Source organism: Streptomyces sp. NPDC051041 (assembly GCF_044456065.1).
GTDB classification, from domain to species: domain Bacteria; phylum Actinomycetota; class Actinomycetes; order Streptomycetales; family Streptomycetaceae; genus Streptomyces; species Streptomyces glaucus.
The window spans coordinates 129,879-146,371 of record NZ_JBITFM010000013.1; the positions used below are offsets into that span (position 1 = coordinate 129,879).

A 16,493-nucleotide genomic window follows, 5' to 3' on the forward strand; every position below is an offset into this window, starting at 1 on the left:
TGTTGCCGGGGGGGGGGGGGCTCCGGCCGGGGGGGGGGGCGGGGGGGGGCGGGGGGGCCCCCCGCCCGGGGGGCCCCCCCGCCGCCCGGCGGGCCCGCCCCCGGTGACGTGAGCGTACGGGCGGGCCGCCGTCAGCCCATGAACTTCTTGAACTCGTCGGGCAGTTCGAAGTCCTTGCCGCCCTGCTGCGGCAGCCCGAAGGCGTTGCCGCCCTGGGCCGCGGCGGCGCGCCGGGCGGCGGCCTCCTGCTCCTGCTGCTTGCGCTTCATCGGGTTGCCGGAGCGCTGCTTGCCCTTGGCCTTCTTCTGCTGCTTCTTCGCCCGGCCGGGGCCGCCGCCCATGCCCGGCATCCCGGGCATCCCCGGCATGCCGCCGCCCTGGGCCATGCGGGACATCATCTTGCGGGCCTCGAAGAACCGCTCGACCAGGTTCTTCACCGCGCTGACCTCGACGCCGGAACCACGCGCGATACGGGCGCGGCGCGAGCCGTTGATGATCGTCGGGTCCTGGCGCTCGGCCGGGGTCATCGACTTGATGATGGCGGCCGTACGGTCGACGTCCCGCTCGTCGATGTTGTTGATCTGCTCCTTGATCTGGCCCATGCCCGGCAGCATGCCGAGCAGCTTGGAGATGGAGCCCATCTTGCGGACCTGCTCCATCTGGGCCAGGAAGTCGTCGAGGGTGAACTCCTGGCCCTTCTTGGACGCCAGCTTGGAGGCCATCTTCTGGGCCTCTTCCTGGCTGAACGTCTTCTCCGCCTGCTCGATCAGGGTGAGCAGGTCACCCATGTCGAGGATGCGGGAGGCCATCCGGTCCGGGTGGAAGGCGTCGAAGTCGTCGAGCTTCTCACCGTTCGACGCGAACATGATCGGCTTGCCGGTGATCTGGCGGATCGACAGGGCCGCACCGCCGCGGGCGTCGCCGTCGAGCTTGGAGAGCACCACGCCGTCGAAGCCGACGCCGTCGCGGAAGGCCTCGGCCGTGTTGACGGCGTCCTGGCCGATCATCGCGTCGACGACGAACAGGATCTCGTCCGGGGAGACCGCGTCCCGGATGTCCGCGGCCTGCTGCATCATCTCCTGGTCGATGCCGAGGCGGCCGGCGGTGTCCACGATCACGATGTCGTGGACCTTGGACCTGGCGAAGTCGATGGAGTCCCTGGCGACCTTGACCGGGTCGCCGACGCCGTTGCCCGGCTCGGGCGCGTACACCGCGACCCCGGCCCGCTCGGCGACCACGCCGAGCTGGTTCACGGCGTTCGGCCGCTGCAGGTCGCAGGCGACCAGCAGCGGCGAGTGGCCCTGCTCCTTGAGCCACTTGCCGAGCTTGCCCGCGAGCGTGGTCTTGCCGGCGCCCTGCAGGCCCGCCAGCATGATCACGGTCGGCGGCTGCTTGGCGAAGCGCAGCCGGCGGGTCTCGCCGCCGAGGATGGTGACCAGTTCCTCGTTGACGATCTTGAGGACCTGCTGGGCCGGGTTCAGCGCCCGCGAGACCTCGGCGCCGAGGGCACGCTCCTTGACGTTCTTGATGAAGCTCCGGACGACCGGCAGCGCCACGTCCGCCTCGAGCAGCGCGATGCGGATCTCGCGCGCCGTGGCGTCGATGTCCGCTTCGCTCAGGCGCCCCTTGCCGCGCAGATTCCTGAAGGTCGCTGAAAGGCGATCGGAGAGAGTGTCGAACACGGCGGCGTCGGTCCTCGGAGTCGGGGGCAGTTCTGAGCGTCTTCCAGGGTATCCGGCCCGGCAGGCGAATGGTCCCCGCCCGCCGCATGCGGCGGGCGGGGAACCGGCCCGCCGCCGGCCGGGACCGGCGGCCCGTGCCGCGCGGCGGCTCGACCCCGCGCGGGGACCGCGTCGGGCGAACACGGCCCGGGGCGGGCCGCCGGTCATCCCCGCAGCGCCCCTTCCAGCCTCCGCGCCACCGCGTCCGCCTCCTCGCCCGGCAGGGGCGTGCCCGTGGGATCCGTCACGTAGAAGGCGTCGACGGCGTTGGCGCCCAGCGTGGACACGTGCGCGCTGCGCACCCGGACCCGCGCGTCCTCCAGCGCCCGCCCGATGCGGAACAGCAGCCCCGGCGCGTCCTGCGCGCGCACCTCGATCACCGTGGCCAGGCGGGACGCGGCCGGGTGGACGGTCACCCGCGGCGGGGGCGCGACCACGCCCCGGCGCCGGGGGTAGGCGGCGTCCCGCTCGGCGAGCCGGCCGGCGACGTCCAGGGAGCCGTCCAGGGCGCGGACCAGGTCGGCGCGGAGCCGGGCGGCCTGCGGCAGGGAGCCGTACTCGGCGGCGACCCGCCAGTCCAGCAGCAGCACGGAGCCCTCGACGCCGGCCGGGAGGTCCATCGCGCGCAGCTCGGCCGCGCGGACCGTCAGGCGGTGCACGGCCAGCACGCCGGCCACCGCGGGCAGCACGCCCGGCTGGTCCGGTACGGCGATCAGCAGCTCCACGCCGAGCGGTTCGAAGTCCCCGGCCGACTCCTCGGCCGGCGGTCCGGTCTGCGCGCGCAGGGCCAGCACGGGCCCGCCGGTGGCGACCGCCTCGAGGGCGAGCCGCTCCTGCTCGGCGGTGGGCGCGGCGGGCTCGGGCTCCTCGGGGGCGTCCCCGGCGAGGACCGCCGAGACCCGTCTCACCAGGTCGGCGACGAGGGAGCCGCGCCAGGACGACCAGGCGGCCGGCCCGGTCGCGAGGGCGTCGGCCTCGGTGAGGGCGTGCAGCAGCTCCAGGGTGCCCTGCGTGCCGACCGCCTCGGCGACGGACCGCACGGTGGCCGGGTCGTCCAGGTCGCGCCGGGTGGCGGTCTCGACGAGCAGCAGGTGGTGCCGTACGAGGGTGGCGAGGACGGCGACGTCGGCGCGGTCGAAGCCGATGCGGGCGGCGACGTCCTTGGCGATGATCTCGCCGGCCACGGAGTGGTCGCCGGGCCAGCCCTTGCCGATGTCGTGCAGCAGCGCGGCGACCAGCAGCAGGTCGGGGCGGCCGACCCGGCGGGTGAAGGCGGAGGCGCGGACGGCGGTCTCGACGAGGTGCCGGTCGACGGTCCACAGGTGCACGGCGTTGCGCTGCGGGCGGCAGCGCACCCGCTCCCAGTCGGGCAGCAGCCGGGTGATCAGGCCCTCGGCCTCCAGCGCCTCCCAGACCTCGACGGTGGGGCGGCCGGAGCCCAGCAGGGTCACCAGCTGCTCGCGGGCCTCGGCGGGCCAGGGCGTGGGCAGGGGACGCACGGCGGCCGCCATGCGCCGGACGGCGTGCAGGGAGAGCGGAAGTCCGGCCTGCGCGGCGGCGGCCGCGGCGCGCAGCGGAAGCACGGGATCACGCTCGGGGCGCGCGGCGCGGGCGAGTACCACCTCGCCGTCCTGCTCCACGACCCCTTCCGCCAGCGGGGACCTCTCGGCGGGCTGCTTCCCGCCCGGCGTCCTCCTGTCGCCCGCCACCGCCCTTCTGAGGAAGTCGCCGCGCTCCCCCGCCAGTGCGCGCAGCCGCGGCCGTACGGCGCGCGACCGTAGCACACGCCCCACTTCACGCCAGGTGACATCGCCGGCGTACGAGATGACCCGCGCGGCCTCGTACACCTGCCGCAGCAGCGTGTCGGCGTCGAGCAGCCCGAGCCCGGCCGCCACCTGGTCCTGGTCCTGCAGCGCGAGCCGGTCGGTGGCGCGCCCGGTCGCCAGGTGCAGCGCGTCGCGGACGTCGAGCAGCCGGCGCCGGGCGTCGGCGAGGCCCTCGCGCGGGGCGTCGGCGAGCCAGGAGGCGGCGACGGCGCGCAGGGCGGTGGCGTCCCGCAGCCCGCCGCGCGCCTCCTTCAGGTCCGGCTCCAGGAGGTACTGCAGCTCACCCTGGCGCTCGGCGCGTTCGGCGCACAGTTGCTGGAGTTCGGGGAGGCGCCTGGGGGCCTGGTTGCGCCAGTCGGCGAGGACTGCCGTGCGCAGCCCGGTGGTGAGGCCGAGATCGCCGGCGAGGTGCCGGGCGTCCAGCAGGCCGAGCTGGACCTTGAGGTCCTCGCCGGCCGTCCCGCGCGCCTCGGCCGGGGTGCGCACGGAGTGGTCGAGGGCCAGGCCCAGGTCCCAGACCGGGTACCAGAGGCGGTCGGCGAGTTCGGCGACCGCCTTGGCGTCGCTGCCGTCGTGCAGCAGGAGCAGGTCCAGGTCGCTGCGCGGGGACAGCTCGCCGCGGCCGTAGCCGCCGACGGCGACCAGCGAGACGCCTGCGAGTCCCCCGGCCGCCCCGGTGAACAGGCCGGCCAGCCACTCGTCGGTCAGGTCCGCGAGGGCCGCACGGCGTGACGGCCCGGACCGCGCCCCCTCGGTGAGGAGGCGCAGCCGGGCCGCCGCGTAGCCGCCGGGTCCCGGGTCCTCCGCTTCTTCCCGCACGTCCGTACGCGTCACCCGGCGACTCCCGTCTTCCCTTGTCAGAGCGCGTCCGGGCCGCGTTCGCCGGTCCGGACCCGCACGGCCGTCTCGACCGGCAGGGACCAGACCTTGCCGTCGCCGATCTTGCCGGTGCGGGCCGCCTTGACGATGACGTCGATCAGCTGCTCGGCGTCGTCGTCCTCGACCAGCACCTCGATGCGGATCTTGGGAACGAGGTCGACGGTGTACTCGGCGCCCCGGTAGACCTCGGTGTGGCCCCGCTGCCGGCCGTAGCCGCTGGCCTCGGTGACCGTGAGGCCGTGCACTCCGAAGGCCTGCAGGGCCTCCTTGATCTCGTCGAGCCGGTGCGGCTTCACGACGGCGGTGATGAGCTTCATGCGTCCACCTTCCTGCTCTCGGCGCCGGCCACGGCGGCCGGGGCGGCGGTGGTCCTGGCGGCACCGCCGCCGGCGCCGCTGAAGTCGTATGCGGTCTCGGCGTGCTCGGCCTGGTCGATACCGGTGATCTCGTCGTCCTCGGAGACCCGCATGCCGATGGTCCGGTCGAGGAGGAGGGCGAGGACCGCGGAGACGACCAGGGAGTAGGCGAGGACGCCGAAGACGCCGGCGCACTGCTTCCAGAACTGGTCCAGGCCGCCGCCGTAGAACAGGCCCGCGACGTCGGACTGGCCCTCGCCGGTGGCGAAGAAGCCGATGAGCAGGGAACCGAGGATGCCGCCGACGAGGTGGACGCCGACCACGTCGAGGGAGTCGTCGTAGCCGAACTTGTACTTCAGGCCGACGGCCATGGCGCACAGCACGCCGGCGATGACACCGACGGCGATCGCGCCGAGCGGGGAGACCGCGCCGCCGGCCGGGGTGATGGCGACCAGGCCCGCGACCGCGCCGGAGGCGGCTCCCAGCGTGGTGAACGCGCCGTGGCGGATCTTCTCGTAGGCGAGCCAGCCCAGCACGGCGGCGGCGGTGGCGACCTGGGTGTTGACGAACATCAGCGCGCCGACGCCGTCGTCGTTGCCGAGCCAGGAGCCGGCGTTGAAGCCGAACCAGCCGAACCACAGCAGACCGGCGCCGAGCATCACCAGCGGCAGGCTGTGCGGGCGCATCGGGTCCTTCTTGAAGCCGACGCGCTTGCCGATCACCAGGATGACGCCGAGGGCGGCGGCGCCGGCGTTGATGTGGACGGCCGTGCCGCCGGCGAAGTCGATCACGCCGAGCTCGAAGGCCCAGCCGCCGGCGCCCCACACCCAGTGCGCGACCGGGAAGTAGACGACCGTGGCCCACAGGGCGACGAACAGCGCCCAGGCGGTGAACTTGACGCGGTCCGCGAGGGCGCCGCTGATCAGGGCCGGCGTGAGGACGGCGAACATCAGCTGGAAGACCAGGAACACGAAGACCGGGATGGTGTAGCCGTCCCACAGCTCGGTCAGGCCGATGTCGCGCAGGCCCACCCAGTCGGAGTTCCAGCCGATGACGCTGCCGGAGTCCGTGCCGAAGGCGAGGGAGAAGCCGTACAGCACCCACAGGACGGTGACGATGCCCAGGCTGATGAAGCTCATCATCAGCATGTTCAGGGTGCTCTTGACGCGGACCATGCCTCCGTAGAAGAAGGCCAGCCCCGGGGTCATGAGCATCACCAGGGCGGAACAGATGAGCATGAAGCCCGTGTTGGCGGCAGAGAGTTCCGTCTCTGCGGCAAGCGTGATGGCTGGTGCCATCGGCGTCTCCTCGTCGTTGGTACGGCCCCGTGCGGGCGAAGCCTGAGCGGATGGAGGGGTGGGCCGGTTATGCGCCACGAGATTGGCGCAGCGCGGTTTCGGCGGAAGCCCCTCGTTGTTTCGCCGCCGTGACGAAGGCGCTTTGCGTGTTACGGGTCGATGAACCGTGAGATGTCCGCCGACCGGATCGTTATCGTGGCGCAACCTTCACGGGTGGTGGCGCCCGAGGTGACGCGGACCGGCCGCGGCGGCCCTCCCACGGCCTGGCGCGGGAGGGCCGGGCCGGGCAGTGCGGGAGGGCCGGCCGCGGCCGGGGCTCACAAGGTCAGACCGCTTCCGCGGTGTCGGGCAGCTCGGTGGCCAGCCGCGCGCCCAGGTCCCTGATCTCGGCGAGGTCGCCGAAGTCGCGGACGGCGGTGTCGACCGTCTTACGGATACGAGTGGTGACGCGTTCGGAGCGGACCTTCTGCGCGACCTGCAGGGCGCGCGTGGCGAAGGCCGCGCCCTGCTCGGGCTCGCGCCGCAGCAGGTGCACGGTGGCCATGCCGATCAGGTTCAGCGCGTACGACCGCTGGTGCTCCCCGTCCTCGGCGAAGAGTTCCACCGCCCGGCTCATCAGCGGCTCGGCCAGGGAGGCGTACGTGGGGCTGCGGCCGGCGACGTAGGCGAGGTCGCGGAAGGAGTGGGAGTTCTCGGCGTACAGCTCGGCCTCGGAGAAGAAGCGGATCCAGTCGGGGTCCGGCTCGTCCCACTCCTGGGCCTCGGCGAAGGTGTCCTCGGCCATCCGCACGGCGCGCTTGCACCTGCCGGGCTGGCCCATGTTGGCGTAGGCGCGGGCCTCCATCGCATACAGCATCGCCTGGGTGCGCGGGCTCGCGCAGTCCCGGCTGCCGTACTGCGCGAGGTGGATCAGCTCCAGGGCGTCGTCGGGCCGGCCGAGGTGGATCATCTGCCGGCTCATGCTGGAGAGGATGTACGAGCCGAGCGGCCGGTCGCCCGCCTCCTTGGCGGCGTGCAGCGCGAGGACGAAGTACTTCTGCGCGGTGGGCTGCAGCCCGACGTCGTACGACATCCAGCCGGCCAGCTCGGCGAGTTCGGCGGCCACCTTGAACAGCGTCCGGGTGGTCGCCTCGGGCTGGGGCTCCTGCAGCAGATCGGTCACCTCGTGCAGCTGGCCTACGACCGCCTTGCGGCGCAGGCCGCCGCCGCACTGGGCGTCCCACCGCCGGAACATCACGGTGGTGGTCTCCAGCAGGTCCAGTTCCGGCTTGGACAGACGGCCGCGCGCGTGTGCGGCGGGCTCGGGTTCCTGGCGCGGGGCGGGGGACGTGGGGACGAGCCAGCGCTGCATGGGTTCGATGAGGGACGGGCCCGCGGACAGGGCCAGCGAGGTCCCGAGGAAGCCGCGCCGCGCCAGCATCAGGTCGCTGCGCGAGAACTCGCTGAGCAGGGCCACGGTCTGCGGGCCCGTCCAGGGCAGGTCGACGCCGGTCGCGGACGGGGACTGCCGTGCGGTGCGCAGTCCCAGGTCCTCGACGGAGACGACGACGCCGAAGCGCTCCGAGAACAACTCGGAGAGGATGCGGGGGATCGGCTCGCGCGGCATCTCGCCGTCCAGCCAGCGGCGCACCCGCGAGGTGTCGGTGGAGACGTGGTGGGCGCCCAGCCGGCGTGCCCTGCGGTTGACCTGCCGGGCGAGTTCGCCCTTGGACCAGCCGCTGCGCACGAACCACGAGGTGAGCAGCTCGTTGGGACGTTTGTCGGCGTGCGTCGCCGAAGCGTTCGTCCCGTCGTCGCCGTTGCCGCTCACTGGAACGCCCCCATCCCTGAGACCACGTGTCGTCGAGTGCGCCGAGCCCTGCCAGGATGCCGGTGCCCGCGGCCGCGTGTCCGGCGGTTCCCGCCCTTCGGGCGGAAAACCGACTTGCCTCCGGCATACTCGCGGGTGCATGTGTCTCCGGGCTCGTGCACACAAAGTAGTCCTACGATCACCCGTCCAGCCGCGCCTCATTCGTAAACGCCACCATTCGCCACCCCTTCGAATGAACTCAAGGCGACCTCCGCGCGATTCACTTGACACCGACATCCGGGAACGGGCGCAGCGGTGCATACAGGGGCGCGTGTCATCGAACGCGCCACCCGAGTGCCTCAAGGCGCTGCCTAGAACGCGCGGCACCGGGGATGCGGAATACAGACAGTCACGTCCTACGTCCACTGCGTAACCCTCGGTGCGCCGGACCCGTTGGAGGGGGTATGGGCTTCACGATCGGCAGCAGTCGGGTGATCCGTGACATCCGGTCCGGCTCGCGCCGCCGCGGCCGCTCGTCGGAGTGCACCGCCGTGGCCGAGTTCACCGGGCTGTGGGGGTGGGACGTCGTGCCGGGGGCACGGGCCGCCGCGGGCGCCTGCTCCTGCGGGCGCCCCGACTGCCGCGCGCCGGGCGCCCATCCGCTGGGCTTCGCGCCGGAGATCCCGGCCGGGGCGACGCTGGACGAGGTGGCCGAGGCCTGGGGCGAGGTTCCGGGCGCCTCGGTGATGCTGCCGGTCGGGCGGACCTTCGACGTGATCGAGGTGGCCGAGCCGGCCGGGCGCCGTGCCCTGCCCCGGCTGGAGCGCATGGGCCTGCCCCTCGGCCCGGTCACCGTGACCCCGGAGGGACGCGCCCACTTCTTCGTCGCCCCCGGCGCCGCCGCCGAGCTGCCGCGGCTGCTCTACCGCATGGGCTGGGACGACCCGTCCGCCCTCGACCTGCGCGGCCTCGGCCCGGGCGCGCACATCACGGTCCCGCCCTCCGACCGCGCCGGTCTCGGCCCGGTCCGCTGGCTCCGCCCGCCGGCCCTCGACTCGGCGACGCGTCCTCCGGCGGCCCGGCTGCTGCTGGGCACGCTGGCGTATCTGGCCCATCGGTCGCGGGCCTGACTTCCGGGCGTCCCCGCGGGAGGGCCCCAGGCTCCGGCGGGCCCCTGCGCGCGGAGCGCCGGCTCGGCCGTGCGAACGGAAGCGCCCGTCCCCGCCACGAGGCGGAAACGGGCGCTCCTTCCACGAATCCCGGGTGCGGCGGTCGCTCACTCCCCGATGAGGGCGTCGACGAACGCCTCCGGCTCGAACGGCGCCAGGTCGTCGGGTCCTTCACCGAGACCGACCAGCTTGACCGGCACGCCCAGCTCGCGCTGCACGGCGACCACGATGCCGCCCTTGGCCGTGCCGTCCAGCTTGGTGAGGACGATGCCGGTGATGTCGACCACCTCGGCGAAGACCCGGGCCTGCACCAGGCCGTTCTGGCCGGTGGTGGCGTCGAGCACGAGCAGCACCTCGTCCAGCGGGGCCTGCTTCTCCACCACCCGCTTGACCTTGCCGAGCTCGTCCATGAGCCCGGTCTTGGTGTGCAGCCGGCCCGCGGTGTCGATGAGGACGACGTCCGCGCCGATCTCCTTGCCCTCCTTGACCGCGTCGAAGGCGACGGAGGCGGGGTCGCCGCCCTCCGGTCCGCGCACGGTGTGGGCGCCGACCCGCTCGCCCCAGGTCTGCAGCTGGTCGGCGGCGGCGGCGCGGAAGGTGTCGGCGGCGCCGAGGACGACGCTGCGGCCGTCGGCGACCAGGACGCGGGCCAGCTTGCCGGTGGTGGTGGTCTTGCCGGTGCCGTTGACGCCGACGACCATCACGATGCCGGGCTTGCCGGTCTCCGGCTCGGTCCTGACCGTGCGGTCCATCTCGGGGCCGACCAGCTTGATCAGCTCCTCGCGCAGCAGACCGCGGAGCTCTGCGGGGGTGCGGGTGCCCAGCACCTTCACCCGCTCGCGGAGCCGCTCGACCAGCTCCTGGGTGGGCTGCACGCCGACGTCGGCGGTGAGCAGCGTGTCCTCGACCTCCTCCCAGGTGTCCTCGTCGAGGTGCTCGCGCGACAGCAGGACGAGCAGGCCCTTGCCGAGGGCGTTCTGCGAACGGGACAGGCGGGCGCGCAGGCGCACGAGGCGCCCCGCGGTGGGCTCCGGGATCTCGATCCCGGGGGCCTCGACGGCCGGCGGCTCCTCGACCACGACGGGAGCCGTGCCGCCGTCCGGGAGATCCACCTCTTCTATCGTGCGCCGCGGTTCCTCCTGCGGCGTCTCGGCCTCGTCGCCGACGCGCGGCTCGGCCGGAGGGGCGGTGATGTCGGGTGCGGCGGGGGGCGGCGGGGGCAGCTGCTTCCTGCGCAGACCGCCGACGACGAGCCCGCCGAGCGCGCCGAGCACGACCACGGCGATGACTACAGCAAGGATGACGATGTCCATAACCCGTCCAGTATCGGCCATGGACCCCCGCGACACCCCGGCGAACATCTGACGCGCCGTCATCCGGCTGCCGGGTCCGGGGGCGGCCGCGGGGCCCGCACCGGTCGTCCGTCCCGGCCGGGCGCCGGCACGGGCGCGGCGCCACGAAGGCGTACCGCCCCGGCTCACACGCGGGTGGGCCTGGGCGGTACGCCTTTCGGGTGCGAGGAGAGGGGCAGCGGGGACTTGGCCCTTCTCCTCGGGTCTCTCGGGGCCGAGCCTCCCGACGAGGCTCAGCCCATCTCCTCCAGGGCCTTGCCCTTGGTCTCCTTCACGAACTTCAGGACGAACGGGATGGAGAGCGCGGCGAAGACCGTGTAGATCACGTAGGTGACGGAGAGGTTCCAGTCGGCCAGCGACGGGAAGCTCGCGGTGATGGCCCAGTTGGCGATCCACTGGGCGGCGGCGGCCACGCCCAGGGCGGCGGCGCGGATCTTGTTCGGGAACATCTCGCCGAGCATGACCCAGACGACCACACCCCAGGACAGGGCGAAGAAGAGCACGAACACGTGGGCGGCGATCAGGGCGACCCAGCCCTGGGTGGCGGGCAGCTTGCCGTCGACCAGGTCGTAGGAGAACGCCCAGGCCTCCAGCGCCAGGCCGACGACCATGCCGATCGAGCCGATGACGGCGAGCGGCTTGCGGCCGACGCGGTCCACGAAGATCATCGCGATCACGGTGCCGACGATGTTGATGATCGACGTGGTGAAGGAGTAGAAGAACGAGTTCGTCGGGTCGACGCCGACCGACTGCCACAGCGTCGAGGAGTAGTAGAACGCGACGTTGATGCCGACGAACTGCTGGAAGACCGACAGGCCGATACCGATCCAGACGATCGGCTTGAAGAAGAAGCTGCCGCCGAGCAGGTCCTTGAAGCTGGACTTCTCCTCGCGCTGCATCGCCGACTCGATCTCGGTCACGCGGGCGTCCAGGTCGACGTCCTTGCCCTCGACCTCGGCGAGGATCTCACGGGCGCGCTCGTGCTTGCCCACGGAGATCAGGAAGCGGGGGGACTCGGGGATCGCGAAGGAGAGCAGGCCGTACAGGATCGCCGGGACGACCATGACGCCGAGCATCAGCTGCCAGGCCTCCAGGCCCATCAGCTCACCGCGCTGGTCGCCGTCGGCGGCGTTCAGCAGACCCCAGTTGACCAGCTGCGACACGGCGATGCCGACGACGATCGCGGCCTGCTGGAAGGAGCCCAGGCGGCCTCGGTAGGCGGGCGGCGCGACCTCGGCGATGTAGGCCGGGCCGATCACGGAGGCCATGCCGATGGCGAAGCCGCCGACGACACGCCAGAAGGCGAGGTCGTACAGCGAGAACGGCAGCGCGGAGCCGACGGCGCTGATCGTGAAGAGGGCCGCGGCGATCTGCATGCACCGGATGCGTCCGATGCGGTCGGCTATGCGGCCGGCGGTCGCGGCACCGATGGCGCAGCCGATCAGGGCGATGGCGATGACCTGCGCCAGCGCCGCCGAGCCGATGTCGTAGCGGTCCCGGACGGCCTCGACGGCGCCGTTGATCACGGAGCTGTCGTAGCCGAAGAGGAAGCCGCCCATCGCGGCCGCCGCCGCGATGAAGATGACGTGCCCGAGATGATCGGGTTGAGCCGTCCTGGCTCCTGTCTGAGGTGCCTGCGCAGTGCTGGTCACGTGTACTCCTCGGGCCACCGGCAACGCTGCCGGGGTGGGGGTGAGCCCTTCGAGGTGCCGCTTGAAGGTACCTGAAGGTAAAAGCAACGTTGCAGAGACTATGCCTTCAAGTTTCGAAGTCAATAGGCCAAGTCATGTGAGTTTTCAGCCACGACTCTCCGGGCCTGGGTTAAAGAGTTGAAGGTTCTTAGGAGCGCAGGTGAAGGCCTGTGTAGACGACACGCATCAGCGGAGGCGCTGGGAGATGACCTTCGACACACCGTCGCCCTGCATGGACACGCCGTAGAGCGCGTCGGCGATCTCCATCGTCCGCTTCTGATGCGTGATCACGATCAGCTGGGAGGTCTCCCGCAGCTCCTGCATGATCCGGATCAGCCGTTGCAGGTTGGTGTCGTCCAGCGCCGCCTCGACCTCGTCCATGACGTAGAACGGGCTGGGCCGCGCCTTGAAGATCGACACCAGCAGCGCCACGGCGGTCAGCGACCGCTCACCGCCGGAGAGCAGGGAGAGGCGCTTGACCTTCTTGCCCGGCGGGCGCGCCTCGACGTCGACGCCCGTGGTGAGCATGTGGTCCGGGTCGGTCAGCACCAGCCGTCCCTCGCCGCCCGGGAAGAGCCGGCCGAACACGCCCTCGAACTCGCGGGCGGTGTCGCGGAACGCCTCGGTGAAGACCTGCTCGACGCGTTCGTCGACCTCCCTGACGACCTGGAGCAGGTCGGCACGGGTCTTCTTCAGGTCCTCCAGCTGCTCGCTGAGGAACTGGTGGCGCTCCTCCAGCGCGGCGAACTCCTCCAGGGCGAGCGGGTTGACCTTGCCGAGCTGCTGGTACGCACGCTCGGCCGCCTTCAGCCGCTTCTCCTGCTCGGCCCGGACGAAGGGCCGGGGCCGGTTGCGCGGGTGCTCCGGATCCTCCGGGAGCTCCTCGCCCTCGGCGGGGGGCGCGGGCGGCACGAGCCGGTGCGGGCCGTACTCCTCGACCAGCCCCGCCGGTTCGACACCCAGCTCCTCCAGCGCCTTCGTCTCCAGCTGCTCGATGCGCAGCCGCTTCTCGGCGCCGAGTACCTCGCCGCGGTGCACCGAATCCGTCAGCTTGTCGAGCTCGGCCTTGAGGTCGCGCCCTTCGGCACGGGCCCGGGCGAGCTCCTGCTCGCGCTGCGCCTTGGCGGCCTCGGCCGCGGCGCGTCCGGCGTCCGCGCGGGCGAGGGAGACCTCGACGTGCGCGAGCAGCCGGCGGGCACCGGAGGCGACGGCCTCGGCGACGGCCGCCTCGTGCCGCAGCCGGGCCCGCCGCCGCTCGGCACGCGCGCGGGCCTCACGTTCCGCGCGGGCGGCCCGGTCGAGCGAGTCGGCCCGCCCGGCGAGGCCCTTGACCCGCTCCTCGTGCGTACGGACCTGGAGGCGGGCCTCCATCTCGGTCTGGCGGGCGTTGGCGCCGTCGGCGGCGAGCCGGTCCCGTACCGACGTGTCGGGCTCCTCCTCGACCGGCATCTCCTCGGCGACGGCGAGCCGTTCGGTGAGCTCCTCGGCCTCCTGGAGGGCCTGGTCGAGGGCCTCCTGCGCCCGGGCCGCCGCGGCGGCGGAGCGCTCGGCCTCCTCGGCGGCCCCCCGCGCCCGGCCGGCGAGCCGCCCGAGCTGCTGGGCGACGGCCGACTTCTCCCGGTCGGCGGCCCGCCGCCGCTCCCCCAGCTCCTCGACGAGCGCGGCGCACTCCGTGCGCCGCTCGGCCGCGGCGGCCTGCGCCCCGGCCAGCTCCTCGCACCGCACCGCCAGCTCCGCCAGCTCGGCGGCGGCCTCGTCCACCGCGGCCTGGACCTCCAGCAGGCTCGGCGCCCCGGCGGAACCGCCCTGCGCGAAGTGCGCGCCCAGCACGTCGCCCCCGGCGGTGACGGCGGTCAGCCCGGACCGCGCGCGCACCAGGTCCTCGGCGTCCTCCAGGGTGTCCACGACGACGATCCCGCGCAGCAGCCGTCGTACGGCGGGCATGAGCTCGGCGGGGCCGCGCACCAGGTCGGCGGCGTACGGCGGCCCGTCGGCGGGTGCCTCGCGCGGTGCGTCGCCGGGGGCGCCGGCGAGCAGGAGGGCGGCGCGGCCCGCGTCCTGCTCGCGCAGCAGCCGGATGGCGTCGGCGGCCGCGGACGGGCCGGTCACCACGAGGGCGTCGGCGGCGGCGCCGAAGGCCGCGGCGAGGGGGACCTCGTATCCGGGCGCCACGGTGAGCAGTTCGGTGGCCGGGCCGAGCAGACCGGACAGGCGGTCCCGCGCGGCGAGCAGCGCGCCGGTGCCGTCCTTGCGGCGCAGGCCCATGGCCAGGGCGTCGTGGCGGGCCTGGGTGGCGGCGCGTCCGCGTTCGGCCGCGGTGGCCGCCTCGCGGGCGGCGGTGAGGGCGGCCTCGGCCTCGGCGAGCCGCCGTCCGGCCGCCTCGTGCCGCTCGGCCAGTTCCGTGTCGCCGGCGTCGAGGCCGTCGACCTCGGCCTTCAGCGCCTCGTACTCCTCCTGGGCGCGGACGGCGCGTTCCCGGGCCTCGTCACGGGCGGCGGCCAGCCGGTCGATCTCGGCCTGGGCGGCGGCGGCGCGCGAACGGGCCGCGCCGACCTGCCCCTTCAGCCGGGCCAGGCCCTCGCGGCGGTCGGCGATGGCGCGGGCGGCGTCCCTCAGACGCCGCTCCTCCTGGGCGAGCTCGCGTTCCAGTTCGGCGCGGTGGGCGACCGTGTCCTCCAGGGCGCGCCGGGCCGCCTCCAGGGCCGCTTCGAGTTCGGCCTCCTGCTCGCGGACGCGGGCGGCCTCGCGCTCCAGGTCCTCCGGGTCGCGGCCGCGCCGCTCCTCGACGGGCGCGGAGGTGGCGCTCCGCACGCGCGCGTCGGCCAGCGAGATCGTGCCGCGCACCCGCTCGGCGAGCTGGGAGAGCTCGTACCAGGTCTGCTGGGCGCGCTGCAGGCGCGGGGTGAGCCTGCGGACCTCGTCCTCCAGCAGGGCCTCGCGCCGCAGCGCCTGCTCCAGATGCTGCTCGGCGGCTTCCTTGCGGGCCTTGAGCGCGGCCTCGTCGGCGATCTCGGCCCGGAGGGCCTCGCGCAGCCGCACCAGGTCGTCGGCCAGCAGCCGCAGGCGGGCGTCGCGCAGGTCGGCCTGGATGACGGCGGCCCTGCGGGCGACGGCGGCCTGCCGGCCGAGCGGCTTGAGCCGGCGGCGCAGTTCGTCGGTGAGGTCCTGCACGCGCGCGAGGTTGGCCTGCATCGCGTCCAGCTTGCGCAGCGCCTTCTCCTTGCGCTTGCGGTGCTTGAGGACGCCGGCGGCCTCCTCGATGAAGGCGCGGCGGCCCATCGGGTCGGCGTGCAGCACGGAGTCGAGCTGCCCCTGGCCGACGACGACGTGCATCTCGCGGCCGATGCCGGAGTCGGACAGCAGCTCCTGGATGTCGAGGAGCCGGCAGGTGTCGCCGTTGATCTGGTACTCGCTGCCGCCGTTGCGGAACATGATCCGCGTGATGGTGACCTCGGAGTACTCGATGGGCAGCGCGCCGTCGGAGTTGTCGATGGTCAAGGACACCTCGGCGCGGCCCAGCGGCGGGCGGCCGGTGGTGCCGGCGAAGATGACGTCCTCCATCTTGCCGCCGCGCAGCGACTTGGCGCCCTGCTCGCCCATGACCCAGCTGAGCGCGTCCACGACGTTGGACTTGCCCGAGCCGTTCGGGCCGACGACACACGTGATCCCCGGCTCGAACCGGAGGGTGGTCGCCGAGGCGAACGACTTGAACCCGCGCAGGGTCAGGGCCTTGAGGTGCACGCCGTCGGACTCTACTCCGCGGGTTCGTCCCACTCCACGAACCCGCGGTTTCGCCGTTGAACAGGCAGGGCACACCAAACGTTAAAGAGCGTGAAAGGATGCGCGGAGCAAGAAAGAAGGGACGCCGAGGCGTCCCTTGCAACTCTGACACATGAGCGGTCGTACGGACGGCCCGACCACTGCTTGTGCTTTTGTGGAGCGGTGCAGTGATCAGGTGAGCGCAGGCTCCGCCTGGTGTGCGTCAGCGCTCTCCATGATCCTGTCGTGAGAAGCGGCAGCCGCCAGCGCGTCGTTCTCCGCCTGGATCCGTACGAGCTCGGATTCCAGGTCCTGGACGCGCTGCTGGAGCCGTCGCATCTCGGCGAGGAGTCGAGGGTCGGAGCCGCCGACGTAACCGAGAAGCGCCTTTGCCATGATGGATGGTCCTCCACAATGAGTGACCGACCGATGCGGTGTGGGTCGTGAGGGATTCGCACCCGGAGCGCTTGGCACTGTGGAGTTGTGCTGCCGTTCATTCATGCCAAACAGTCAAGGTGCGCGGGCTTTCAGCGTCTCACCAAAAAGTTTGACGGTCAACACGATCACGCCCCGTACGGGTGGGCAGCCCGGGGGCGCGCGGCCGGGAACGGCGGCGCTGCGACTCCTGCGGGGCCCTCAGGGCGTGGCGATCA

The 16,493-nt window shown here is 73.0% G+C and carries 10 protein-coding genes; 1 reads left to right on the plus strand and 9 read right to left on the minus strand.

The features are described from left to right. Positions 1–131 precede the first annotated feature (131 nt). The 5 genes from ffh to ACIBAI_RS20785 all read right to left on the minus strand — a co-directional run bounded on the left by ffh (position 132) and on the right by ACIBAI_RS20785 (position 7,890). Positions 132–1,682 carry a signal recognition particle protein gene (gene ffh / locus ACIBAI_RS20765; protein ID WP_344604257.1) on the minus strand — a complete coding sequence of 517 codons (1,551 nt, stop codon included), beginning with the start codon at positions 1,680–1,682 and terminating at the stop codon, positions 132–134. 203 nt (positions 1,683–1,885) lie between these two features. Continuing rightward, positions 1,886–4,381: a [protein-PII] uridylyltransferase gene (locus tag ACIBAI_RS20770; RefSeq protein WP_399036227.1), complete on the minus strand. Its 2,496-nt coding sequence runs from the start codon at positions 4,379–4,381 to the stop codon at positions 1,886–1,888. A gap of 23 nt (positions 4,382–4,404) precedes the next feature. Then, entirely contained in the window at positions 4,405–4,743 is a 339-nt protein-coding gene (locus ACIBAI_RS20775) for a P-II family nitrogen regulator (protein ID WP_289940149.1), read from the minus strand. Further along, positions 4,740–6,080: an ammonium transporter gene (locus ACIBAI_RS20780; protein ID WP_399036229.1), complete on the minus strand. Its 1,341-nt coding sequence runs from the start codon at positions 6,078–6,080 to the stop codon at positions 4,740–4,742. The genes ACIBAI_RS20775 and ACIBAI_RS20780 overlap by 4 nt, the downstream gene beginning before the upstream one ends. Before the next feature lie 325 nt (positions 6,081–6,405). Beyond that, a complete protein-coding gene (locus ACIBAI_RS20785; RefSeq protein WP_399036231.1) occupies positions 6,406–7,890 on the minus strand; it encodes a hypothetical protein in 1,485 nt (494 codons plus the stop codon). A gap of 443 nt (positions 7,891–8,333) precedes the next feature. Between ACIBAI_RS20785 and ACIBAI_RS20790 the strand changes: the two genes are divergently transcribed. Further along, positions 8,334–8,999: a bifunctional DNA primase/polymerase gene (locus ACIBAI_RS20790; protein WP_399036233.1), complete on the plus strand. Its 666-nt coding sequence runs from the start codon at positions 8,334–8,336 to the stop codon at positions 8,997–8,999. 146 nt (positions 9,000–9,145) lie between these two features. Here ACIBAI_RS20790 and ftsY read toward each other — a convergent pair whose 3' ends face one another. The 4 genes from ftsY to ACIBAI_RS20810 form a co-directional block, all read right to left on the minus strand. Continuing rightward, positions 9,146–10,351 (minus strand): signal recognition particle-docking protein FtsY, encoded by a 1,206-nt coding sequence (gene ftsY, locus ACIBAI_RS20795; protein WP_399036235.1) that lies wholly within the window; start codon positions 10,349–10,351, stop codon positions 9,146–9,148. A 272-nt stretch (positions 10,352–10,623) separates the two neighbouring features. Continuing rightward, a complete protein-coding gene (locus ACIBAI_RS20800) occupies positions 10,624–12,042 on the minus strand; it encodes a sugar porter family MFS transporter (protein WP_399036237.1) in 1,419 nt (472 codons plus the stop codon). 225 nt (positions 12,043–12,267) lie between these two features. Then, positions 12,268–15,822: a chromosome segregation protein SMC gene (gene smc, locus ACIBAI_RS20805; protein ID WP_399036239.1), complete on the minus strand. Its 3,555-nt coding sequence runs from the start codon at positions 15,820–15,822 to the stop codon at positions 12,268–12,270. 210 nt (positions 15,823–16,032) lie between these two features. Continuing rightward, positions 16,033–16,236, minus strand: a complete 204-nt coding sequence (locus ACIBAI_RS20810; protein ID WP_344604242.1) for a hypothetical protein — start codon at positions 16,234–16,236, stop codon at positions 16,033–16,035. Positions 16,237–16,493 lie beyond the last annotated feature (257 nt).